Origin of the sequence: Stieleria sedimenti (genome assembly GCF_025060895.1) — a bacterium.
Taxonomy (GTDB): domain Bacteria; phylum Planctomycetota; class Planctomycetia; order Pirellulales; family Pirellulaceae; genus Stieleria; species Stieleria sedimenti.
Genome location: NZ_JANZKV010000037.1, coordinates 87,850 through 110,786, shown reverse-complemented (window position 1 = coordinate 110,786; position 22,937 = coordinate 87,850). Strand labels below are relative to the sequence as shown.

The window sequence follows — 22,937 nt, the reverse complement described above, 5'->3', positions numbered from 1 at the left end:
CTAAAGCCTGCACACCAGCATCGTTGGTGTCCAGCCTTGAGAGACCGCTTTTTGAGCACGATGGCTTTTCCGGGCCGTCGTCCGGAGGACGCTCCCCGGCGACCTCGAAAGGACGTCGGACAATGGTCCGCCCTCAATCGACCACGTCGACCAAGCCGCTCGCGTGGATCCAATCACTGAGTTGATCAAGCGGGCGGATCGACGCTTGCTCCGGAGGATCCAGGCTCAATGGTAAACCGTCCGAGTCGGTTCGCTTTTCATCGACGGGTGCGTCATCACCCGGGACTTCCTCACCGCGCAACTCGGTCTTGTCTGCGAGCAATTCGCGAATCAGTTTCGCGGTCAGGCTGAGGCGAATTTCTACCGCTTCGCAACCGCACATCGAGGCCAGATCGCCGGCGTGACGGATTCGCTGCCACGCCGATTCGATGTCGCCGCGGGCCAGGCGAATCCGCGCCGAGCGGATGATTCGGTCGACCGCCAAGTCCAGCCGTTCGGCCGAGCGATAGGATTGCGCCGCGGCATCAAGCACATTGGGGATCTCGCGGTAGTGCCCGATGCAGCGTAACAGTTGGACTTCGCGGTCCCGGTGCGCTCCGGCCTGTAGGAAATTGGCCTCCAGATCATGCACCAACGCCGCGACGTCATGCCGGTCGGCGTGCAACGACAGGTCACACGATTCGATCGATCGTTCGCAGGCTTGAGCCAAATGCGATTTCGCCCCGCCCAAATCCAGTTGTTTGGCTGCCAGACGGGCACGTGCCAATTCGATGCGTGCTTCGTAGCCGCTGCGGCAGCGATCTTCTTGCTGTTGTTCGTTCAGCTTGTCGCCGACGACGGGAAGCCGCACCACGCAGCAGTCGCGGCAGGGGGCATCGGCACAATTTCCAGCCGGCCCACACAGACAGCACGTGTCGACGATGTCACAGGGAGGGCAAGTCATCGCGGCGTAGTTGACGAACCGATCGGCATCTTGGAATCGAGACTGCGTGATGGCGATTTCCGCCGACAGCAACCAGGTGTTGCCGGTCGATGCTCCGGCGCGACAGAGTTCCACACGCGCGTCGACCAACCAGTCCGACGCTTCCAGGTACTCGGCCCGGCTGGTCAAACAGGCGGCCAGGTTGTACGCCACGGTGCCTGATTCGTAGGGATCATCGATCGCCCAGGCCCGCATCAACGCTTGGCGATACTTCTTTTCCGCCTCGTCCAGGTCGCCTTCGTTGTACGCCTCCCGGCCGTCATCGACGTAGCGATGCAGTGTGGAGTCCTTACCGACGATTTCTTGGGGGCCACCGGCGCAGCCCGCCGTGATCACTGCCACCGACAGCCACGCCAGGCTAAACCAAATTCTGGGAGCCATCGCCAAAACACTCATCAGCGAACGCCTCCACCGCGAACCGAGGACGGAGACAGTTGTTTGGTCGGCGTTTTGTTCTCGCGATAACGTCTCAGCAGCCAATGGTCTTGGATGTCGCCGACCAAATCCTGTGTGTCCTCGACGGTGTCGTTGACGCGCTGGGTCGTTCCGGGCAATGCTTCGGCTTCGCTGCGGACGATTCTCACGACGTCACGCGTTTCGGTGGTCAACCGTTGAATCAGCAGTGCCGTTTCACGTAGCGTCTCCAGTGTGGTCGCAATGTCATCGTTGGTTTGGTCGCTTTTGGCATCGATGTTGGCCGCCAGCTTTTGGACGCTCTCGGCGGCGTCCGACGCGGCGGTCGCAGAGTCCCGGATTCGCAGAATGGTTTGGCGGATGTCACCATCGACCAATTGATCGACGCGTCGCGTTAGCCGAGTCAGTTCGGCCTCCAGATTCTCCGTCGTCTCGCGGAGTTGGGCGAACGTCTCGACAGCTTCCGGACGAATCGCGTCGCTGGTCAGCTTGAGTGATTCGAACGTTTCCTCACTGCTTCCGAAGGCCGGGTCGATGTTTTCGGTCAGCGACTGTTGCAGTTTCTTGGCGGCGTTGTCGACCGAGTTACCGGCCGCTTCGATGTTGCTGGCCATCCGATCAACTTGGTCGTCCTGTTCCTGGATCCGCGTGATCGTTTGACCGGGCAACAGTCGCTGGGGCGGATCCGTTTGGCCTTCGGGGCGATTGCGTCGAATGCGAACCACCGCCGGTCCGACGCCATACTTGCGGTCCAGCGTCACTTCGCTATCGGTTGTGATCCGATCGCTGTGTTTGGCATTGATCGCCAGCGTCACACGAACCAAATCATCATCCACGATGTATTCCAACGCGTCGACCTGGCCGACCGTTTCACCCAAGATGATCACTTCGGTACCGTTCCGCAGTTGGGCAGCCATGTTCTCTGGGACATGGATAAAGAACAAGTCCTTTTTGACCGCCAGATCGCTGGTGAAGCGGACCGAAATCACGATCGACAGCAGAAAGACGACGATCAAGAACACGCCGACGATTTGATTGACGTACCTGAGGCGAAACGGTTCGTTCATGGCCGACGTCTCCCGTTGGTGTTCATCGTACCGTTGATGATCCGCCAGCTGCTCACCGGGCTGCGGAATTCCAGTCGGTATTCATCTCGGTCACCGGCAAAGAATAGAACCGCAGTGCCCGAGGCACGCAGATCGTCAATCGCCGCGACAAAGTTGTCGTACAACGATTCCAGCATGAAACGAAGTGGGCGTTCCAAAATCAACAGTCGGGGATGGTTGGCCATCGCGCGAATCAATTGGCACAACGCCAGCACCGACGGCTCGACCACTGATGGTCGCTTTTTCAAGGCCCATTTCACCTTGGCGAGCTGATGGCCCGACAGCCTTTGAATCCAATGTTCCACTTTTTCTTCCGCGTCGGTTTCTGCGACGCCGTGGTGCCGCATCGCCAAGTGAATGTTGTCACGCAGCGTCAGACTTTGGATCCATGCCGAACCCGCAAACACACGTCCGATTTCGCTTCGCATTTGAAAGTGTCGCGCGTAGTCGATCCCCAACCAATCTTGCCGGTTGTACAACACCTCGCCCGCATCCGGTGGATTCAGGCCCAGCATCATCGAAACCAGGTCGCGGGGATTGTGCTGCCGCTCCAGTTCCACTTCGACCAATTCGCCCGATCGAATCGTTGCCGAGAACTTGTTCATGCGAATCGACGTCTCGCCGGCTCCCTTGAAACTCACCTCGTGGAATTCCAAGATTGGCACTGCCAGCTCCCATTGCGGAGGCGGGGTTTCGGTCGTGGGGGCGTTGCCGGTCAAGGGACTATCCGAATTGAAAGACGAGGATCTTATTGTAGAAGAGGATCGACAGAATCGCTGAAACCGCGAACACGGCCGTCAGCGCTCGGATCCCCGCGCGGCTGGCGATCCGCGGGACATCTGTCATCGACCCTCGCGCGTTGACGCCTTCCAAACAGCAAATCGCTCCGGCGAACCCTCCGGCGACCATGGTTTTGGAAAGGAAAAACGTGAGGTCACTGAGTTCAAAGTTGCCGGCGATCTCGCCATAGAACTCATTCCAACTGGCGTGAATTGCATCCATCATGAACCCCACCGCATAGCCGGTCACGACCATTGTCACCGCCGTGATGATCGCCAGGCAAAACACACTGATCATCACCGCCAAAACTCGCGGCATCACCAGGAACGTCATCGGGTCGATTCCCAACGAGTCGATCACTTCGACCTCGCCGTTGGCTCGCATCGTTGCCAGTTCCGTGCTGATCGCGATTCCGCTGCGACCGATCACCACCAAACACGCCAACATCGGCGCGATCTCGCGAACAATCGAACGCCACAAGATCGGTGCGATGACGTCGGTGGAGACGCCCGCGGCATCGATCCACATCGCCGCCTGGACGATCAACAACACGCCCACCGCGCCTCCGAATCGGAGCGCCGCGGGGATCGCGTCGACGGCGGTGAACAACACCTGCTTGGAAAACACATTGCGGACCGCGTACGTCCACGATCGGGGATGACTTGCCAGGGCCAATGACGCCCACAAGACCGATGCAATTGCCGACAGGCGGCCGAAGCGGTCGAAAAACAGCTCGCCCACGCTGCCCGTCCAATGCCAAGCCCAACCGGTGGCGCGAGCCACGGCCAAGCGAACGAGATGCAACGTCAGGACGGAGGAGCGAAACACGGCGAATGACGGTGAGACCCTGTATCGGACAAAATTGGATTCATTCTCACAATCGGCCGAACCGCACCTTCACTCCCCTGCGAACCGATTCAACGGTTGTCATCGTACCCCCGTACCGCCCTCCAACCGTCGCAACCGTCACAGTCCCACCCCGCCGGCCGCAATCCCGCACACCAAGCTCTGACTGAGTACGTCACCCTCCCCGCCAGGGAGGGTCGAGCGGGGCGAGGGGAGGGGCGGTTTGCCTCATCGAATGATGTTCAGCCACTGAGCACCCTTCCCGGCCGCTCGTACACCTTCGATATCGTGTAAGCTCCTTTCCTTTCAACACCTTACACGCGGCCAGACGATTGCAATCTGCAATCAACAGATCGGTGCTCGAAGGCGAAACTCTCCCCATGAAGAAGCGGATCATCCCCAACGCCGAGCAGCAAGCCGGTCAACTTCCCGACGACGGTTGGCTGGATCTGGAGCAGATCGCCGACGTCGACGTCACATCGGAGGACCCCGCACAACCGATTGAGTCCGCGTTGCTGCCCGGACGAGGTTCGTTCTGGCGTGCCGCCGAACCCGGCGAACAGACCATCCGTCTGGTCTTCGCCGGGCCCCAACGAATCCGGCGAATCGCCTTGGAATTTGACGAGCCGCAGACCGAGCGGACCCAACAGTTCGTCCTGCGCTGGTCGTCCGACGGCGGGCAGTCCTACCGCGAGCTCGTCCGCCAACAATGGAACTTCAGCCCCCAGGGAGCGACACAGGAACTAGAGGACTACCGAGTGGATCTGGCCGACGTCACCACGCTCGAACTAAAGATCATTCCCGACATCACCGGTGGCGAAGCTCGAGCCACCCTCGCTCGATGGCGCCTCGCCTAGTGCGGTCAGCAAGAAAGTGGCGTAAGCTGCCTGTTAGCAAGACACAACGGTCGAAGAACCCGAGCGGATGACGAAGTCGAGTCGTTGAAAGTAGTTCGTGCACTGGACCGTTTCTACGATTCGTGGCGGTTGCTCGGGGGCGTAGGCTTCCCACGGAATTTCTGCGGCATGCGAAACTGCAGTCGTTGCACCGTGTTCGAGGCAGCTGCGGTCTCCGGAGGGAGAAATCGTGCGGCAATGGCGGTGCCGCCGACATGAATTTCAAGGTGCCGTGTGCATCGCGAATGCGAAGACGAGGATCAGTCGACGAAGTGTGCGACGAGCATCGACAACACTTCAGAAGACGCGGCACCCGCACGTCTGGCGTGGCCGGCGTCCCCCGCATTCTACGCGATTTCGAGAGTCGGATTGCGGCTCGACTTGGCGACCGTGGGTGCCGTGTCGGGGTGGCAAAGAACCACCTTTTCGAGCGGCGCTTGGTTCGATCAACAGCCGATCAAAAATCTTGACGAATTGCGAACCCGCCGGCCTTGCAGGTGTCAAATTGGCAGGTTAAGTTCTCCCCACACCGTCCACGACGGCCCGGGCGATTGGCTCAGTTGGTTAGAGCGCTGCTTTCACACGGCAGAGGTCACTGGTTCGAATCCAGTATCGCCCACTTGTCTTTTTGGGCATTCTGCTTGTCTGGGGTGTGTGGGCTCGATTGGGGGCGGGGCGGCTGGGCGCCGGCGAATGATCGCTCCATTTTCTTGTCACCCATTTTCTTGTCGTCCTTGTGGAGGTTCCTTGTGTGATGGGGCTTGAGGTGGGACGCGGGTGAGATGGCAGAAAGATGGGAGGTAACCGGGCAAAGAGGCTGGGGGAGAACGGGCGGCAGGAAGATCGACTTTCAGGCGATGCCGGTATTCGCTAGGCTGGTTTTTAACCAATCGGGGCAAGATGTGTCTCCGAGCGACGGAGGAAATCGTTGCAGGATGCTGTCCAGGAGTGTAGGTATGGCGATAAAGAGCCGGTGGTTGTGGTGTTTATTGGGCTGTGCGTTCATCGGGTTGGGGTGTCGTTCGACCGCGAATCGCAGTTCGGACATCGCTTCAGAGCTCGCAACTGCGGATGTCTCAGCGTCCGATGGACCGGCAGCCCCGTGGGAATCCCTTACTTTTTTCCATAAGCCTGAGTTTCAAGAGGGAACCGGGCCGATCGATGTCGGGGACATGCCTGGGTTTACCGCGACCGATTCCGGATTGAGGTTTCGGGTCCTGAGAAGTTCCGACGGCAAGAAACCCACTGCTGACGACACCGTGACGGTCAATTATCGCGGTTGGCTTCGCAGCGGCAAAGTCTTCGACAGCTCCTACGAGCGAGGTGAACCCACGACTTTCCCCTTGCGAAATGTCATCGCCGGTTGGACCGAAGGACTGCAGCTCGTCGGCGAAGGGGGAATGATCGAACTGTGGATTCCTTCAAAGCTGGGTTACGGCAAAGGCGGTTCCCCCGGCTCTATCCCTCCTCATTCGCACCTTCATTTCGTCGTCGAACTCATCCATGTCGAATAGCCACGCATTCTCATTTCGTCTTTTCTGACGTTCGGATCGGGTGGATACATCCGCCATGCCAGAAACGTGGAGTTCAGAAACGTCTCGATGACGCTCCGTGCCGCCGACGAACGACGGCAGATCGTTTGAGACGACGTCGAGGGTTTTGTTGAGCGTTGTCGAGAGCAGTCGTTTTGGTGCAACCCACCAACGAGCCTCGTGGAAGACTCCTCGCGCCATTGGTACCGCTCTGTTGCGACGGCAAGACTTGAGTTGTTTCCATCGCAATGGAAAGGTGGCGCGAAACGCGGGATAGGATCACCGGCATGCGGTGTTATCTGGACACCTCTTTTCCCGTCGTCGATTCTCGTCGTCGCCCCTTCCCGTTTTTCGGCCCGCATTTTTTAGTTTCTTACGATTCGCCGTCGACGGTCGACTGACCCCTGCGTTGCCTCGTACTCTTCCGGTCGATGCATTGCCATCCGCAGAATCGGAGCCAGCTGAGACAAATCCACATCACGCCGTAGATCACCAACGCTCCGTACAGTGAAGCTGCACTGATCAAAAATAACTCGCTTGTTAACACGTCCCGTCCGTACTCCATCACGCCGAAGAAACCGTTCAGGATAAAGGCCGCAGCGAAGGCGGCTGCCAGACCGAAGTAGGGGAGCGTTGCTGTGCGACTTCGAGGTCCCTCACGCAGGAAAGCAATCTGCGTGCAGATGATCGCGATCGCCGCCATGAAACCAATGCCGCCGAACAAGTAGATTCCCGTCAGGTACTCGAGCGATCCACTCGATATCAAGACGGCGCAACCGATCGCGGCGATACCCGTCAGCTCGATCATCGTGCGGATCCCGGTGGGTGGCAATGCGGTCACGTCGGATCGGGCGTGTGACAACGTCCACCGACTCCACAACTGCGTTGTCAATGCAACCATCGCGATCGTCATCAAACAGGCGAACATCACCAAGGAAAACGAGTAGAAGAATTCACCCGGTGGGCTGCCCTCGACAATATCCAGTGCGATGACGAATCCAATGCATCCGGGCAAAACCGCTGCGATCGCCATCGCAAACCTCAAGACGATTGATCCATACCAAAACATCGGTGTGGTTGCGGCGAACGAAAAACCAACCATCGGTGGCAGTAGCATGGACTGCACGATCATCATCATCCAGATATAGATGGGTTGACCGATGTCGAATTTGTTCAGCAAATGGATTTCCAATGGGAACATGATTCCCAACAAAAATGTGATCGCTGCGAGCCCCACCATCCCGGCGATTAAACTCTGCCCGCCGGGTTTGATCGTCCGCTGTTCGATCCACAAGCGACTTTCCGGCCCGAGCAAAATTTCTTGATGGGGCAGGTCCTCGTCCCGTTGGTGTAGACCGGCATCCGAGTTTTCCGCGATCGAGCGTTGGTCATCGGTCGGTTTGACGTTCCGTTCACTCGAGTTCGCTGCGTTCATATCGCTGGGGTTGTGCAGGGAAAACGCGAAGAAGACAGTACCGTGGGAACCGCAAGTGCCCGGATGATAGCAGGCGATTTGGCGGTAACGATCAACATATCCTATCGGCACGCCACTTGTACCGCTCTCAGCTGACCGCAGTGTTTGGAAGGTGTTTGTCGCAATGGACAGATGGTACGAGACGCTGGATCCAATCACCGGCGCACAACATTTTCTTGGCACCCATTTTCCTGTCGCCCATTCTCGTCGCCACCACGCTCCGTTTTTCTGCCCCCATTTTTCTGCCATCTGCGTGCGCTGGTCCTGGGTGCCGATTCTCTATCACTCGCCAACGATTTCACTCGACAAACTAAATCAATCCCGCAGCGATTCGCGCCGCGCCCACGGCGGCTTCGGACGAGTCGGCATTTAACACGGGCACAGCGAGGACGCGCGCGCGAATCTGTGTCCAGGCGTCGTTGGCTGCGCCGCCTCCGGTGGTCGAAACCTGGTGCACCGCCGGAGCGCCCAGCTCCTGCAAAGCGGCGTAGCCGACACGTTCAATCTCGGCGATGCTTTCAAGCAGCCCCTGCAAAAAGACGGCGTCGTCTTGGGGACGCGGTGTCAGCCGGGGGGCGAGATTGGGGTCGGCGATCGGGAAGCGTTCGCCAGGCTTCGACAACGGATAGTAGTCCAAGCCGGTGGGCGTCGATGGATCAAGGTTGGATTGAAGGTCACCGAGCTGATCCGGCGTGAAGAAGTCCAACAGTACACCGCCCCCGGTATTGGAGGCCCCGCCCGGTAACCACATGTCCCTGATTCGATGGCTATAAATGCCGCGACTTGGATCGAAGACCGGTTGATCCGACAATAATTTGATGGCCAATGTGGTGCCGAGCGATGTCACTCCTTCACCTTTCTTTGAGGCACCCGATGCCAAGAACGCCGCATTGCTGTCGGTAGCTCCAGCGACAACGCTCACGTCGTGTGCAAATCCGAATTGTTTGCACACCGCGTCGGAAACGGTGCCAAAACGATCGCCGACGGGATGGACGTCCGGGAGTGAACTGGTGGGAATGCCGCAATCCACGATCCAATCGGGCCATCTGCGATGGACCACGTCGTAACCCATCTTCAACACGTTCGTTTCGTCCGACAGCCCACCGCCTTGAACTTGACTGCCGCCCAAAAACTTTGCCGCGATCCAGTCGGCTTGGTGAAAGATGAACCGAGCGGGCGGGAATCCGGTCTGCGGCTGCAGAAACATCAGCCGCGCTAACGCCGATCCGGACCCATTGGCGATCGAGTCCGGAGGAGCGTGTGCGGCGATGATCTCCGCTTCCCGATCGAATCCGGCGGAGTTGTAGAGATATCCGGGGGAGATGGGGGTGAGGCTTTCGTCAGCAAGCAACAAGGTGCCTGATGTCCCATCGACACTCAACGCGCGAACGTCTCCGAGGTTTCTGTCGCCCTGTTTCAATCGTTTCGCGAGATCGGAAAGGCAGTCACAGGTTGCGATCCACCAGAGCTCAGGATCCTGACAGGGGCGTGAATCGATTTCGATAGGCTTGGGCAGACCAGCGGTGGCGGTTGCGACTGGTTCACCGCTTTGGGTGATCACCGTCGATCGCACACCGGACGTTCCGATGTCGATACCGAGAAAAAGAGCATCATTCGTTGGCATGGGCATCTCCTGCTGCTGCTTCGCCAACATCGGGCGATACGTTCCGCGTGTCTTAGTCTATCAAGTCGGCGTCAGCGTCGTTCCCAATCGGATTGAATGCAGGCTCCGTTGGAACACGCCGCAGTGCCAAGAAGTCCGATCGAAGTATTCTCAAGCGAAACACTTAAGACAAAACTTAGGCGGGTTGACTCCCGCGCGAGCGGAGAGCCTCGCGAGAACTTTCTGTTGTTCACGATTTTCGCTGGCTTCATCAAAATCGTTTCGGTGAACACCGCTGCGAACAAATGCGGATGCGAATCCGATATTTTGAGCGCCACCGATATCGTGTTCCAGACTATCGCCGACCATCAAAAAACGATTGGGTTGGACGTCTGGGTACGCCCGCTGGACTGCGTTGTAGATCGCGACGTGTGGCTTGCCATACCAAATGACTACTCCGCCCATCACGCAAAACCGATCAGCCAGATGCCCCGGTGAAATGATCAATCCACCGGCGCGCGGCGATGACTTGTCGGGGTTGGAGCAGACCACGGGGATTCCGCCGGCGATCGCTTTGTCAAATGCATCGTCATAATCATCTTCTCGGGCTTCCTCGGAGAGCCCCATCAATAAGATGGCATCGACGCTGTCGTCCAACGTGTCACGCAACTTAATCTTGTCGCAGCCGGAACTCCAATCGACCGCATCCTGGAACGTCGCGCAAATCGGAAACAATGTCTTGGGGACCGAGCCGTGCACCGTCAGGCGTCCACGTCGGATGTCGTCCCACAACGCTTCGCCGGACGTCACCACATCGCCGATGCAACTCATTGGCAAGCCGAGTCGCTGCATGCGAGCACGGTTCAATTCAGCGCGTTTTCCTGAATTCGAGACGACAATCATCTGCTTGCCGTGATCGGCCAGCATCCCGATCGCTTCGATCGCGTGTGGATAAGGCGTCGTGCCATCATGCAACACGCCCCATTGATCGAGGACGGCAACATCGAAATCGGCCAAGACTTCCTGGAGTGAGCGAATGAATCGCGTCATGTGCGATGCCAATCAGGTGTAGAGTTCGGAGCAATGATCAACTCACCAGCCTGGACGCACAAGCCCCCGCAGAGGTTGGGTTTTGATTTCGGGTTTTGATTTGGTGTCACCCACCGACAAACGACCCACCAACAAACGGAGCGTGCAGTGCACCCTGGAACCATGTCGACAAAATGGCCGGTGACAGACAAGTATTCAAATGCTCGTCGTCACGCAGAAAGCGGTTGCGAAAAATTTAATTGACCTGTGCGGGGCTCCAGCGTAAATTGATGAGTAGAGTACTCGTTTCCTGTGATTCTTCCTCGACTGATGAGGTAGCTAATGCAGAACATCCATCCATATTTGTGAGTGCGCCAGTCTCCGATTCGTGAGGAGGCATGTGGTGTCCAGGCAACGATTCGACTCTGACTTCGTTCAGCATTGATGTGACTCTGTATCCCGCTCGACTTCCTGAAGCGGCGGTGGTGCGAGTTCCGCCCGGAAAGGCATGGCATGAACGAACCAGAGTGATTTGTGGTCGTGGGTATTGCGGTGTGCTCAAAGCTCTTCGAGGCTCTCGTCCTCTGTCTGTGGCGAGAGCCTCTTTCCGTTTTGCTCTTTTGTATAACGCGGGCCATCGACCTGTTCCGCTTCCGTCAAATCAGCTTCGCTCAAGTTGTGTTTGAGCATCAAGGTCTGTGCCATCCGGACCGCATTGCGAATTTCGCCTTCGGTACTGGCGCCGTTGCTTGCTGTTTTGCGTAACGCCCGGATCCTGTGCAAAATCCCGGTGTACTGATCGTGCGTCATATCGCCGGGATCTGCTTCAGAGATCCGCCGCTGCGCGAGTGTCGGATGAGTGCCGTCAGTGCCCGTAAGCGTTCTATCTGCCCAGGTGTCGCCTCGTGGTCCAGGCTGCCGGCGACTGCTTTTCACCAATCCGAAGATTCATCGGAACGGTGTAACGAATTGGCCGCAGTGGCGGTGTCGGCGTATCAACATTTGGGGCCTGTGACCAACGCAACGACGCCGGAGACATTGATCGCCACCGCGGTCCAAAATCACGCTTTGTGTTTGTAGCCTAACCGATGCGCCGGCAGCAGATTCATCTGACGTCACCATAGAATGTCGAGATCACCATCCCCGGTTTGCTGGGCGTATTCCAGGTGGTCGCACAGGTCAGCGACCGCTGGGAGAAGAAAAAGGGAAGGGGGCAATAGTGTTCGGCCCGGCGTTTGCGTCGCGCGGGCATGAGATGATAGCAACCGGTGCTCCTGTTTGCAGCGGACCTGATCGGCCGGATGGCCAGCGGAGGCTAACGCCAGCTTCTGAGATGCTCTGGCCGCAGGTCATCCGCGCCGAACCCGTTGCAGCGTTTTGATCTCGTGTGGCCCACGCGTTGATCATCAGCCCCACGACTCCCACGTGACCGGCGTTGCGTGATCGAATCGGTTTTTCTTTGACTCAAAGACCGAAATCGTTGAACGCACGACGCGCCATTGTTTGGGAGTCGTGCGGCAGTGACGTTTCGAAAAGACCCCGTGAGATCAAGACGCCGATTGCCATGGGACGGGGATGAACTGCGTGCAGGAGACTTCAGAAGCTGGCGTCAGCTTCTTCGGAAGCATCGCGTCCGATAAGGTGTCGACGCGTTTGATTCATTTCCTGGCGTTTCTCTGTCGTCCGTGAAACATCAACAACGGTCGCAAGGTCAAGACGATTCGGTTGATGTTACCATCGTCAACGCCTTGCCCTCTTTGATCACCGCTTCGACGTAGGCGACCAGGGTCATGGAAAAGCATCGAGACGGACTACGTTTGGCAGGACGCCATGGTCGCGCCGCGACGAAGGCAGGGACGAAAAGTGAGACAAGAAAATGGATGATAAGAAAATCTGGGAGTATCTTCGAGAACAAGGAATCTATGTTTGCCGCCGTCGCACCTGCTCACGTCAGCGTGTTCCCCGCACCCCATTTTCTTGTCATCAATTTTCCTGTCTCCCACTACCCACCGCTCCCATTTTTCTGCCCGCCATTTTTCTGCCATCTCCACCGCTTCCTGGCGACGGTTCACCCGGATCCAAGATCCCGACGGTAACCGGCCGGAGTTTTTCGCTACGGAAGTTCGCGACCCAAGCATCGTCGCAAGTCGATCGTGAATCTGCAGTCGCCGCATACCTGCCCTGGTCATTGAGTTTGAGTAGATCGACCGACGCGTTGTCCGGATCGGCAATCAGATACCAGGGAACTCCGTTGGTATCCCGAAAGGGATCGCAGCAAGTAGCCGGCGGTCGAGCGCAGCGAATACCGCCGGACTCGAAACGAAGCCATAACACGACCCCGACGGGGTCGCAGAAAGTGCTGTGACCCCGTCGGGGTCCAGTCTTGTTTTATTCTACATTTCCGGTGGTGCGCTATCGCGACCACCGGCTACTGGCTCTCACCCCTTCCGGGGTGATACAAGCAAATGGGAAACCTTGCCGGTTATTCCGATTGATCTGCTCGTTTGGAATGTTCTTGCCCGGCAGGCCGGACAACCGCTTTGATCGTTGCGACCGGGCGGCCGATACCTCCCCGCGGGGTGGTGCCTGTTTTGTCTGTTGAGGAGCGATCGGTGAGAGTTTCACGCAATTGTTTGCTGCTGATATTGGTTTGCTGCCTCCAACTCGCCTCGACACGCGTTGATGCCGGCGATGGCAGCGCAACTTGCCCGACCTTGCGCGATCGAGTCCCCGCGATGGTCGGCGACTTCTTCGGTGGCAGCAACTTTCGCGCTCGGGGCAACGCGTCGTTTGACCGGTTGTTCGTCTTCGCCGACGACCTGGACGCTCCCGTGCCCCTGCCGCCGGGCAACAGCACGATGTCCATCTCCGAGCCCGGTCCGGTCGGCATTTTCGACACGTCGTTGATGTCCGTTCAGCAGGCTCAATCGCTGTTCCGCTCCGGTGACCCACTTCCCGGCGTCACGCTGGCCGGCACGATCTCCGGCAACGCATCGCTGACGACCGTCGACACGATCTCGCAAATCCAGTCCCAACTGGCTTCCACGCCGCAGGGCTATGACATCATCTTGCTGCAAACGCCAAGCGGAACTTACGCCGCCGCGGTCGACTCGGTCTTCCAAGCACGAAACACCGTTGCCGGAACCACCGTCTACAACTCGTCGGCCTCGGGAGCGATGCTTCAGGGCGGAGGCGACACGCTCAACGGCGGTGAGGACCTAGACGCTTACTACTTCTATGACCACGTTATCAACATCGACACCGCGATCGCCGATGCGGCCAACGGAAGCGTGGGCTCGCTGAAGATCGCCGAGGGCGGAAGCGTGCTGCCGCAGGACCGAGTGTTCTTCCGCTACAGCTACGTTGGCGATGTCGCGTATGGTGGCGGAGGACTGAGCCGCTTCACACCCGGCTTCGAAAAGTCGTTCCTGAATCAACTTTTTTCCTTCGAGGTGCGACTCCCGTTTGTGGCGGACGCGGCCACGAATATCACGGCAGATGGAAGGAGTCTGTCCACCAACTCGGACGCCGAGGTCGGCAACGTGATGATGTACTTCAAGGCGTTGCTGCTTGAAAGCAACCACTACGCCATCTCCGGCGGCCTGGGTCTGGCCCTGCCGAGCGCGGAATCGATCGAGATCAACCTGAGCAACGGCAGCCCACTGCTGCGAGTCGCCAACGACTCCGTCCAGATCCAACCGTTCTTGGGAGGACTGTACATGCCCGGCGACAAATGGTTTGCGCAGGGATTCACGCAATTCAGCTTCGCCACCAGCGACAACGCCGTGTACTTGAATCCCGATGGCAACGGGCTCCAGCAAGCCGGATCGGTCAGCGATCCCAGCTACTTGTTTGCGGATCTTGCCGTCGGCTGCTTCGCCTACCGCAACGACCAGGCCGATTACCTGACCGCCATCATCCCGACCTTCGAACTGCACCAGACCAGTTCCCTGGACGACGCCGGAGCGGTCACGGCGGGCAACCTGCAAGTCGGAAACTTCAGCGGCAGCACCAGCATCACCAGCGCCGTCCTGGCCACGACCTTCGAATTCGGACTCCATTCCAACCTGACCGCCGCCTACGCCTTTCCGCTCAGCTCCAACGACCGCCAATACGACGGAGCGTTGCGTTTCCAGTACACGCGAAGCCTGCGATAGGGCGACGATAAAATCGAATTGGAGCCTGGTGCTCCGTCAACGTCTCTACTTGGGGTGAGGCCGGACGGCTCGCGGGCTGTCGATTTAGTCGACATTCCGAAGTCAACGTGATCATGCCAGGCGCGACGCGCGAGCGAGTGGCGCCGCGCGGTCCCTTGCAAACGCGTGCGGGCTTAAATCGACAGCCCGTTCGCGCCGTTCCGCTGCGATTTTAGCGGCAGGGCGCGAGCCCTCTGGTCGGAGCACCCCCTAACGTGAAATCAGGACGGAGCACTGGTTTCCAACACACCATCCAGGAAGCCGATTCATCGAAGGACGAGCGCCAATGGACATACCGCAGGACCCACCGTCGATTCCAGGGTGCCAACTGGCCTTCATCTACAGGCCTCTCGGAGAGATAGTTCATCCTGTTTCGCCAAACCGCTGAAGCCGAAATCAACGGATCTCCCAGCCCATTCGACTTGCTCAATGGAATAGACTAGAAAACCATTCGGCGCTCGCGCCGGAGAATTCCTCGTACTGCTCCGTATCCGTGCGGTTCAGTACGGCCCGATTGGCACTTGTTTACTAACACGTTTTCGATTGAGGAGTCACTGATGATACGAATGCTCTCGATTTGTTGTTGCATCTTTGCCTGCTTGCAAACATTGAGTGCAAACGCAGATGAGAATGAAATCGTTTCGCGAATCGTAAAGTATTTCCCAGGGCCATGGGAAATCAAATCTGACGATGGGAAACTACTCGGAAGTGTCGATTGGTCAACTGTCAGTGGCGGTGTGTCCATTGCTGGTCCCGGCACGTCTGACGGCCTGCCCACCTATCACCTCGCTGGATGGGAACCGAGCAAGAAACTCTGGCTTCACACCATGCATCGTAAAGATGGGCAGCACCTAAGACTCGAACTCGATAGATTTAAGGGCGATACGTACTTTGGGACGACTTGGTTGGTCGAGGCCGACGGCAGCGTTACGGAAGCCAAATGGGAGAACAAGGTGATTGACGAAAACCATTTTGCGATCACGACGCGCTCCGGTGGTAAAGCAACGGTAACTCACTGGTATCGCAAGACGAAGTAGCCGCAGCTGTTGCTCGGAGATCTTGCCAGCTGAGGTTTGGCAGAAATCGGCGAGCTTCCGCACGGCGCGGAGGTGGGCCTCCCTGTGTCCTGGCCGAGAACCGTCAGTAGTACCAGACTTGGCAATCTTGGCACAGAATCCGTAAACGCACTTTGCGACGGGCACTGTAAGGCACTGGCTGCTTTTGATGCCAAATCGTCGCCCAATCCGGCTTTCCAGGCTGCTGCATTCCACCGCGATTCGACGTTCCCATTGGCTCTGGCCGCCCTCTGCGAAACCGCATTCTCCACTCACTGCAGAGAGCTTTGGCCAAAGAGGGGTGAGATTAACCCCAGAAGGTTGCAATCTTGACAGAAAGCAGGATAATCTGCTGACAACTTATCGCCGCCCCGGGGACAAAGCCGCCAACGTAGTATCCATCCTGGGCAACCAAGTCATAGACAAGTTCTGGCATCTCAGCCAATTCCTTCTCGCAACCTCATCGGAGACTTCGAATGACTGGTTTCGTCACACGAATCGCTTGCGCACTTACGCTGACTGCAATCTTCGTCACATCCTCCTACGGACAATCGACGTCACAAAAGGATTTCAACGAGTTTCGGGACATGTTCACAGGTCGCTGGATCGGCGAGGTCAAATGGGTCGCCGACTGGCCGGGCCTCGGAAAAAAAGGCGACACGGCAACCTGTTATCTCGATGTTGATTCGATCGAAGACGGTGTCGCACTAATTGGTAAGTTCTACGGTGGATCAGGCTCCGGCACCGTCATCTGGTTCTATGAAGCTGGAGCCAAGAAGATTCGTGCGACGGCCGTATATTCTGGTGGTGTCATTGATGACATTGAATACAACAAGAAAGATGGCGACTGGATCGAAACGGTTACAGGCACGTTACCCGACGGAAAGAAGATCAACGGCACGAGTACGATCACTTTAGACGGCTCGGTACTCCGCGCTAAAGGCACAGGAACCATCGACGGAGTCCCACGAGACCCACGTGATGACAAGTGGACCAAGCTGCACGATTAGCCAGAACCACGTGTTGCACCAAAGCCGCGGAGTTCGGCGGCATGGATATTGAAAATCGCTGGACGCGGTTTGGCGAACACCAATCGGCGCGGCGAACCACTGAGGTTGCCATGGACAATTTTTCGTCGCCGCCCGGCGACGGCGATCTTTATTTGAATTGCTTAGGAAATTTCCTTTTCGTTTCTAACGAGGTGCCAAGATGAAAATTGCAGCGAGTTCGGTTGCCTTAACCCTGGCTCTATTCGCATTCTCCCACTGCGCTGAGGGCGCTGCCCCAGATCCCAGCCCGTGGTCCTTCCTTGCAGGGAGTTGGAGCATGAAGACTCCGGAAGGAAGGACAACTGAGATTTCCATTGAACTTAACAAAGCCAAGAATTGCTACGTGGCGTCATCCGATACATTTCAGGGCACATTTGGGATCGATCAATCCAATGACCACGAGCTTCTTGCGTTAGGCTACCATCCAGGCGCTGGATACTCTGTTGGACATTTCAAGCGACTGTCAACCACGGTCGTCGGGGGGAAGTTCTTGTTCTTCGATAGCGATGGAGAAAGGACGGAACACACCGGGAAATGGGAGAAGACGGACTACGGCTACTCGTATCTCGTTGATGGAGAGAAACTCTACGAATGGCGACGTCGATAACACCGATCAAATGACAATGCGATGCACGACGAGTAGCCGAGTCGTGATTTTTGAAGCGGATGATCGCTCGTGGCGACCGCGTGATCGCCGACATTCGTCCGTCAATCATTCACGTCGATTTCAGTATTGCCGTGCCCTTTCCCTCAAGAACCAAGGAGTCCTTGCCTTTGATCCAGTTGCGAAAAAAATCCGACTACTGAGCGTCTCCACAGGTGGCGGCGTTTTAGAATTGGAACTGTGGAAAAAAACAGCAAACACTTTCGGGTGGCGAATCTCTGGTGGCGGAACGCCTGAGGGCAAAGCATACAAGGGCGAAGGCGAATGGGTCTTCGCCGAGAACGAGAAGGCGATAAAGGGCGACGTAACCGTCGGCGGGGTAAAGGCTGATCCATTGAACGACGTTTATAGACGCATCAGCAAATCCCGATGATACCGGGCGGCAGGACGAACAATCACGCGTACCCGGTGACGCGAGACTTTCTGCAAAACCGTTTTTGCAACCATTTCACTGCTGGGATTCGTTCTCTTGGCGGACTCTCGCGCAGAAGGAACAATGATGATTTTGGAAGCGGTAGCCGGCCAACACGGGCGCATTGTGGATTCCGCCGCCAAGCCTGATTCGCCCTGGATCGGTTGCCTGATTGAGCCGAACGGAGACGACCTCGAAAAGGCCGCCGGCGAATTGCGAGCGGCGTATCTGATTGCGACGACGGAAGTCGCCCGAATCGGAAGCGACAGCCCGCAAGGGTGTCGAGTTTGCGCAGTGGCGTGACCTTTCCGGTAAGTTGCAAGCCGCCGCACTCACACGTGCGAAGAGTGGCGAACCGCGGATCAAGGTTCTTGCGTCAAAGTGGACCGCAGAGTACCGCGATGGCGAAGGCGTGGTGCGAGAAGTTGCAACAGGTTGCCGGGACAAGCAAGCGGCGATGGCTGTTCTGGATGAGTTGAAGACCCAAGCCGATAAAGTCGCGGAATTGACGCGGTTGCTGGACGCAGCACGCCAGCGACCACTGACCGAGGCAATGACGGTTCGCACCGGTCCGAACGAAGGGTTGCCGGTCGCGAAAGTCGCCGAACACCGGGTCCCGAAATTGCAACGGCTCGGGCGGGAAAGGGCACTGATTTACAAGACGCTGGTTTTGACCGGTCTGCGGGCGAACGAACTTCGGACGCTGGAATGTCGCGACCTTTCGTTCGGCGATGTTCCGTTCGTTTCCTTGCGTCACAGCAACGAGAAAAGCCGGAAAGGCTCGACGGTGCCGCTGCGGTCGGACTTGGCCGCTGACTTGCGAGAATGGATCAAGGGACGCGAACCGGGCGACAAGGTGTTCGTGGTCCCTGCGGGCATCCTGCGGATTCTGGACCGCGATTTGAAAGCGGCGGGCATCGACACACTGGTTGCACCTAAAACAGGAAGCCAGGGTAAATCAGGGTCCATTGCTGACCATTCAGCCGAGGCCAAAGCGGCCGACCCCGAAACGACAAAACCCCGCAAAACGCTAGGTTTTACGGGGTTTTCGGGTAGTCGGGATGACAAGATTCGAACTTGCGACCTCTGCACCCCCAGAGGGGCATTTCGACCTTCAGAAAATGCGGTTTTCGCGAGGAAAAACCCGTCTCGCGTTGCGTTTTCAGCATACAGACGTGCAACGCCCATTGCAACCATTGGCGTTCATTGCGGTATTGGATTGATCGAATCAACCACGATCGAAGGGTTTCGCGGTAGTCGACTCGTCATTGGTTGAGTGTCATGGTTCAGCAGCCCCGTTGTCGATGTTGGCCCACGCATTCGTGCAAATTCCCTTCATGGTCCAATATTGCAGGAACACTGCCCGCGGCTTCGAGTTTTGATGCTGTTGTCGCCACATCTTCTTCAGTGACACGACCGCATTGGCGTGGGACTGGGGCCCGGGACTCGGCTTCAGACTGAAGTGCTTTACGACTCCGTCGCCCTATGGAGCTTGTGGCCCAGGCTTTTCCTTTTTCTTTCATCTCTCAGTCGTCGCGCCGAGCGTTAAGTATGCGTTTGCGTTTTCGTCCGTGGCAGGTCATCGTTATACTCGCGTGCGCGCCCGCAGGCGGGACGACTGCATAAATGAAACGCACCCTCGTCGCTTACGGGGATCCAGGCTTGCGGGAAAGACTACCTTCACCCGTCCGCCCCCGGTTCACGGGGATCGCCTCGTCGCCAGCCATGGCTCGGAGTGGTCGCATGGTCTCGTCTCCTGCTCTCGTGTGTTAGCAGGCCCTCTCGTGCGTTAGCAGGCCTGTGAACTACTCACCGATGGCAAACGGGGCCTTTAGGCGTCAGCGTAGACATCGCGGGGTTTCCCGTCCGCCTCCCGATCGTGGTCTGCCGAGCGTCTTGTCCGGCGTTAATTACAATTTCAGGGTTTTGGGCGATGAGTATCGCTTTCAAGAATGCCCATCACTGTTATGGGCCACGCCGAGGTACTTGTACTTCGTGCGAAGCCACGCTCGTTCGTTGGCTTCCCTTCGTGGCACTTTTCTTCTCCGCAGGCTTTGGCGAACTTGCTCTCGGTACTGGTTGGCCTCCTCCCAGACGTTCTTCGCTCGAAGGCGTTGCATGATGGTTCGCTTTTCGGATGCGTCCATGGCAAGTGGGAGTGGGGCAGGTTTACAGATTCTCGCTCGGTGGTGATGGTCACCCGATTAACTTCAACACGCGGCCTGGGGATAGGTTCGCGTCGATTTGCTCGAGTAACGTGGCCAGTGAACGCAGAAGGTCTGCCGATTGCGGATGGTCATCTTGAAGATGAGACGCTTCTCGGACGAAATCGCTCACGTCAACGACATCGTAGGGATCGGCAGCAAGCAACTGTCGCTGTTCCCCTTCCGTGCACGCCTGGAGGACAAAGGCGGTTGCCTGAGCGTCTTTGGTAGCGAGAGCCCGTATCATTGCAACTGCCTGCCACGTTCGGCGCCAAACACTTGCGAACTCTTCGCGTGTGCCTGCGGGTCGACGCTCGGCGATCGCGAGCAGAGCTACTGCTGGGCGAATCTCAACCTGACTCCGAGTCAACGGCGGAAATCGCCCTTCGGTCCGGCGCCACGCCTCCTCAGTGGCTTTGGCACGCGTCATTCTCTGGCCGCGCAACCGCAGCCTTGTTTGTTCCCGATAGAATTGGCCGGCTTCATAGCGGCCTTCCTTGGCAAGGCGATTACGGACAAACGTTCGATCGATCGTAGCGTTCATTGATAGTTTCCAATGAGGGGACGAATCATTCCAGGGCCGTTGGCGTCAAGCGTCATTCTGGTACGACCAAGGAATTCAGACGCGCGGACAACGAACCCAGCTGTTCCGCTGACCTCTGTAGAACTTCATGCGGAATATCGGAATTGGCCGCGGCTAGCTTCTCGTCCAACACATTGAGGACCGTCTCCAAGTCATGAGATGCTGTCTCACGTTCCGCAGCCTCCTGCAACTGTTGCAACATCTCCTCAATTTCTTCGACCTTCGGATCCGCAATGAAGCCATCCACCTGATCCGGTTCATCTTCCGGCCGAGGCGACTTCGAGAGCGACCGAAAGAATTCAGGGCGGTTGTTGATCCAATGCCCCAGTTGGTTTGCCGCGGAACGCGAAGGACATACACCGTGCGGTGGATCGAGAAGATCAATAGCCTTGAGGGTAAATGGGCCGTCCCCAACACGCAGCATCGCCGGATGTGATTCAATCCAAGCCATCTCGACCATTCGCTGAGCCGTTGCCGGCAAAGTTGACAATGCCTCAAGGACCTCCTGCTCTTGCCGTTGTAAAGCTTCTGTTTCTGCGACCCTCCTTGCCGTCTCTTGCTCCGCTTCTAAACGAGCAGCAGCAGCGTTCGAGTCGCCTTCATTGCTGTTTGTTTCGCCCGCAGGTTCATATTTGGTTAGCCGGGCAGCCAACCGCTCCAATTCATTGAAGTCAATTTCCGTTACACGCGAATCGACTTCGTCTGCGAATTCTAGAATCTCTCCGCGTGCCCGAAACGCATTGGATATCAGGCCGATCATGGAGTCGTTGTTTACCACGGATGGGCTCCTGGTTGGTGGAAGTGGTCGTGTCGGTACTTGGCCCCCAAACGTAGCGTTTCTTGATGAATTCGTCGCCGACGAAATGAACGCAACGGTGGTCCTCGACCGCCGAGAGATTTGTTGAGGCACTTCACTCGGATTCCACCGCTTGGTCGTACGGAACCCCCATTCGAATCTTCCGGTAAATTCGATACATCCCGCAAGCGCGTCAACCAACTTACGACGTGTGTTCAGGTACGCTTGAGTAGAAACTCAGAGCCTGTCGATCACCCCTCCGCAGGGGCTTCCGGAATCAATTTTCTCATGGAGGAGAGAATGGCACGCCTATCGACTATCACAATTGGCATCTTGATCCTTTCGGCATCAGGGTGCGCCCACACACAATTGCAACGAAACGTGAATCGTCAAACAAACACGCTCGCGGACATCTACGAGCAGCAAGTTCTTGACAATCTCGCGAGGTTCGTTGTCAATCAAGGGAGCACTCCGATGTTCGCGGTTCCAAGCGGTGGAGGAACAACTATCAACCATTCCAATACCGCCAACGGTGGATTGCTATGGAATCCGACGAGACTCGCAACTGCATCAGCGGGAATTAACGGAACGCGAACACTTGCGGAAAACTGGACACTAAGACCCATCAACGAAACAAGACGTCTGGCACTCATGAAGTGCGTTTACCAATACACGATTGGATGCGTCCCAACAAATACAACGGAGAGTCGGTGGGCTGATTTCGCCACGTTCTACGACAAGAAGAACATCGAGGAAATTCTTCCGCAAAGGTTCTTCCAGGTTTGCGACTCGAAACCGAAGGCTAGTGACTGTTGTGTCAAATACGCGGAGTACTGCGGAAAATACGTTGTTGTCAGCGAAAGCCAGTTCGAGTGTCTCTCCAGACTCACTCTTGCGATTCTGGAAATCGCCACTCTGTCTGATGACGCCTTCGCCGCGCGTTTTCCATCCGATCCGACTGTCGACGTGACGGAGTCCTTCATTGCTAGCTACGATGGCAAGCTGGTTCTGGTTAAGGGAACGCGAACAATCAGTGCGGACAAGTACGACGATCTTCTGGAGAAAAAGACGTTCGATCTGCAGAGTGCCTTGGGAAACTTTTTCAGTGATCAGAAAGATGCTGAGATGACAAAGTCAATCGGCAGTGCGATTGAAGGTTTGATCGAAGAAGGGGTGAAACCTTCTTCAATAAAGACACTCCCACGAAGCGTGCCACAACGCTCAGGCTCCAGCCAGACGGATCGTGGCTCATCGATCGAAAGTCTGCTTCAAATGAATCAGGTGATTCAGCCGGGCTCGTTCTAAACGACATCTAA

At 57.1% G+C, this 22,937-nt stretch carries 18 protein-coding genes and 1 tRNA gene; 10 read left to right on the top strand and 9 right to left on the bottom strand.

Annotated features, from left to right (window positions below):
- Positions 1-133 precede the first annotated feature (133 nt).
- Genes NZK35_RS05695 through NZK35_RS05680 form a run of 4 tightly spaced genes read right to left on the bottom strand, consistent with a single transcriptional unit; the run spans position 134 to position 4,110 of the window.
- Positions 134-1,378, bottom strand: coding sequence for a hypothetical protein (locus tag NZK35_RS05695; protein WP_259631628.1), 1,245 nt, complete (start codon positions 1,376-1,378; stop codon positions 134-136).
- Positions 1,378-2,463, bottom strand: a complete 1,086-nt coding sequence (locus NZK35_RS05690; RefSeq protein WP_259631627.1) for an MlaD family protein — start codon at positions 2,461-2,463, stop codon at positions 1,378-1,380. Before NZK35_RS05690 ends, NZK35_RS05695 begins: the two co-directional genes overlap by 1 nt.
- Entirely contained in the window at positions 2,460-3,167 is a 708-nt protein-coding gene (locus NZK35_RS05685; RefSeq protein ID WP_259631626.1) for an ATP-binding cassette domain-containing protein, read from the bottom strand. The genes NZK35_RS05690 and NZK35_RS05685 overlap by 4 nt, the downstream gene beginning before the upstream one ends.
- Before the next feature lie 58 nt (positions 3,168-3,225).
- Positions 3,226-4,110 (bottom strand): ABC transporter permease, encoded by an 885-nt coding sequence (locus NZK35_RS05680; RefSeq protein ID WP_259631625.1) that lies wholly within the window; start codon positions 4,108-4,110, stop codon positions 3,226-3,228.
- Between the two features lie 398 nt (positions 4,111-4,508).
- On the opposite strand from NZK35_RS05680, the gene NZK35_RS05675 reads away from it, so the two are divergent.
- The 3 genes from NZK35_RS05675 (at position 4,509) to NZK35_RS34610 (ending at position 6,538) form a co-directional block, all read left to right on the top strand.
- The gene (locus NZK35_RS05675) at positions 4,509-4,985 is read left to right on the top strand and encodes a hypothetical protein (RefSeq protein WP_259631624.1); all 477 of its coding nucleotides are present in this window, start codon (positions 4,509-4,511) and stop codon (positions 4,983-4,985) included.
- Positions 4,986-5,569: 584 nt separating this feature from the next.
- Positions 5,570-5,643: transfer RNA gene (locus NZK35_RS05670), tRNA-Val, on the top strand.
- Between the two features lie 553 nt (positions 5,644-6,196).
- A complete protein-coding gene (locus NZK35_RS34610; RefSeq protein ID WP_323379613.1) occupies positions 6,197-6,538 on the top strand; it encodes an FKBP-type peptidyl-prolyl cis-trans isomerase in 342 nt (113 codons plus the stop codon).
- A gap of 391 nt (positions 6,539-6,929) precedes the next feature.
- On the opposite strand, the gene NZK35_RS05660 is transcribed toward NZK35_RS34610, so the two are convergent.
- The 4 genes from NZK35_RS05660 to NZK35_RS05645 form a co-directional block, all read right to left on the bottom strand.
- Positions 6,930-7,991 carry a hypothetical protein gene (locus NZK35_RS05660; protein WP_259631622.1) on the bottom strand — a complete coding sequence of 354 codons (1,062 nt, stop codon included), beginning with the start codon at positions 7,989-7,991 and terminating at the stop codon, positions 6,930-6,932.
- Positions 7,992-8,340: 349 nt separating this feature from the next.
- On the bottom strand, positions 8,341-9,654 hold the full coding sequence (locus NZK35_RS05655) for an FGGY-family carbohydrate kinase (RefSeq protein ID WP_259631621.1): 1,314 nt from the start codon (positions 9,652-9,654) through the stop codon (positions 8,341-8,343).
- A 150-nt stretch (positions 9,655-9,804) separates the two neighbouring features.
- A complete protein-coding gene (locus NZK35_RS05650) occupies positions 9,805-10,683 on the bottom strand; it encodes a TIGR01459 family HAD-type hydrolase (protein ID WP_259631620.1) in 879 nt (292 codons plus the stop codon).
- Between the two features lie 537 nt (positions 10,684-11,220).
- Positions 11,221-11,472, bottom strand: a complete 252-nt coding sequence (locus NZK35_RS05645; protein WP_259631619.1) for a DUF2786 domain-containing protein — start codon at positions 11,470-11,472, stop codon at positions 11,221-11,223.
- Positions 11,473-13,274: 1,802 nt separating this feature from the next.
- Between NZK35_RS05645 and NZK35_RS05640 the strand changes: the two genes are divergently transcribed.
- The 6 genes from NZK35_RS05640 to NZK35_RS05615 all read left to right on the top strand — a co-directional run bounded on the left by NZK35_RS05640 (position 13,275) and on the right by NZK35_RS05615 (position 20,789).
- Positions 13,275-14,819 (top strand): hypothetical protein, encoded by a 1,545-nt coding sequence (locus NZK35_RS05640; RefSeq protein WP_259631618.1) that lies wholly within the window; start codon positions 13,275-13,277, stop codon positions 14,817-14,819.
- A 596-nt stretch (positions 14,820-15,415) separates the two neighbouring features.
- Complete coding sequence (locus NZK35_RS05635; protein ID WP_259631617.1) at positions 15,416-15,895, top strand: hypothetical protein; 480 nt, start codon at positions 15,416-15,418, stop codon at positions 15,893-15,895.
- A 494-nt stretch (positions 15,896-16,389) separates the two neighbouring features.
- Positions 16,390-16,923 carry a hypothetical protein gene (locus tag NZK35_RS05630; RefSeq protein ID WP_259631616.1) on the top strand — a complete coding sequence of 178 codons (534 nt, stop codon included), beginning with the start codon at positions 16,390-16,392 and terminating at the stop codon, positions 16,921-16,923.
- Between the two features lie 689 nt (positions 16,924-17,612).
- Positions 17,613-17,999: a hypothetical protein gene (locus NZK35_RS05625; protein WP_259631615.1), complete on the top strand. Its 387-nt coding sequence runs from the start codon at positions 17,613-17,615 to the stop codon at positions 17,997-17,999.
- A gap of 271 nt (positions 18,000-18,270) precedes the next feature.
- Positions 18,271-19,314, top strand: a complete 1,044-nt coding sequence (locus NZK35_RS05620) for a site-specific integrase (protein ID WP_259631614.1) — start codon at positions 18,271-18,273, stop codon at positions 19,312-19,314.
- A gap of 1,016 nt (positions 19,315-20,330) precedes the next feature.
- On the top strand, positions 20,331-20,789 hold the full coding sequence (locus tag NZK35_RS05615) for a hypothetical protein (RefSeq protein ID WP_259631613.1): 459 nt from the start codon (positions 20,331-20,333) through the stop codon (positions 20,787-20,789).
- Between the two features lie 49 nt (positions 20,790-20,838).
- Here NZK35_RS05615 and NZK35_RS05610 read toward each other — a convergent pair whose 3' ends face one another.
- Positions 20,839-21,603, bottom strand: a complete 765-nt coding sequence (locus tag NZK35_RS05610; protein WP_259631612.1) for a hypothetical protein — start codon at positions 21,601-21,603, stop codon at positions 20,839-20,841.
- 399 nt (positions 21,604-22,002) lie between these two features.
- On the opposite strand from NZK35_RS05610, the gene NZK35_RS05605 reads away from it, so the two are divergent.
- Positions 22,003-22,926, top strand: coding sequence for a hypothetical protein (locus tag NZK35_RS05605; RefSeq protein ID WP_259631611.1), 924 nt, complete (start codon positions 22,003-22,005; stop codon positions 22,924-22,926).
- Positions 22,927-22,937 lie beyond the last annotated feature (11 nt).

Coding starts and splice junctions, on each gene's coding strand:
- NZK35_RS05690 (WP_259631627.1), bottom strand. CDS start 2,463: ATGAACGAACCGTTTCGCCTCAGGTACGTCAATCAAATCGTCGGCGTG.
- NZK35_RS05635 (WP_259631617.1), top strand. CDS start 15,416: ATGATACGAATGCTCTCGATTTGTTGTTGCATCTTTGCCTGCTTGCAA.
- NZK35_RS05660 (WP_259631622.1), bottom strand. CDS start 7,991: ATGAACGCAGCGAACTCGAGTGAACGGAACGTCAAACCGACCGATGAC.
- NZK35_RS05630 (WP_259631616.1), top strand. CDS start 16,390: ATGACTGGTTTCGTCACACGAATCGCTTGCGCACTTACGCTGACTGCA.
- NZK35_RS05645 (WP_259631619.1), bottom strand. CDS start 11,472: ATGACGCACGATCAGTACACCGGGATTTTGCACAGGATCCGGGCGTTA.
- NZK35_RS05650 (WP_259631620.1), bottom strand. CDS start 10,683: ATGACGCGATTCATTCGCTCACTCCAGGAAGTCTTGGCCGATTTCGAT.
- NZK35_RS05695 (WP_259631628.1), bottom strand. CDS start 1,378: ATGAGTGTTTTGGCGATGGCTCCCAGAATTTGGTTTAGCCTGGCGTGG.
- NZK35_RS34610 (WP_323379613.1), top strand. CDS start 6,197: ATGCCTGGGTTTACCGCGACCGATTCCGGATTGAGGTTTCGGGTCCTG.
- NZK35_RS05655 (WP_259631621.1), bottom strand. CDS start 9,654: ATGCCAACGAATGATGCTCTTTTTCTCGGTATCGACATCGGAACGTCC.
- NZK35_RS05615 (WP_259631613.1), top strand. CDS start 20,331: ATGGTCATCTTGAAGATGAGACGCTTCTCGGACGAAATCGCTCACGTC.
- NZK35_RS05675 (WP_259631624.1), top strand. CDS start 4,509: ATGAAGAAGCGGATCATCCCCAACGCCGAGCAGCAAGCCGGTCAACTT.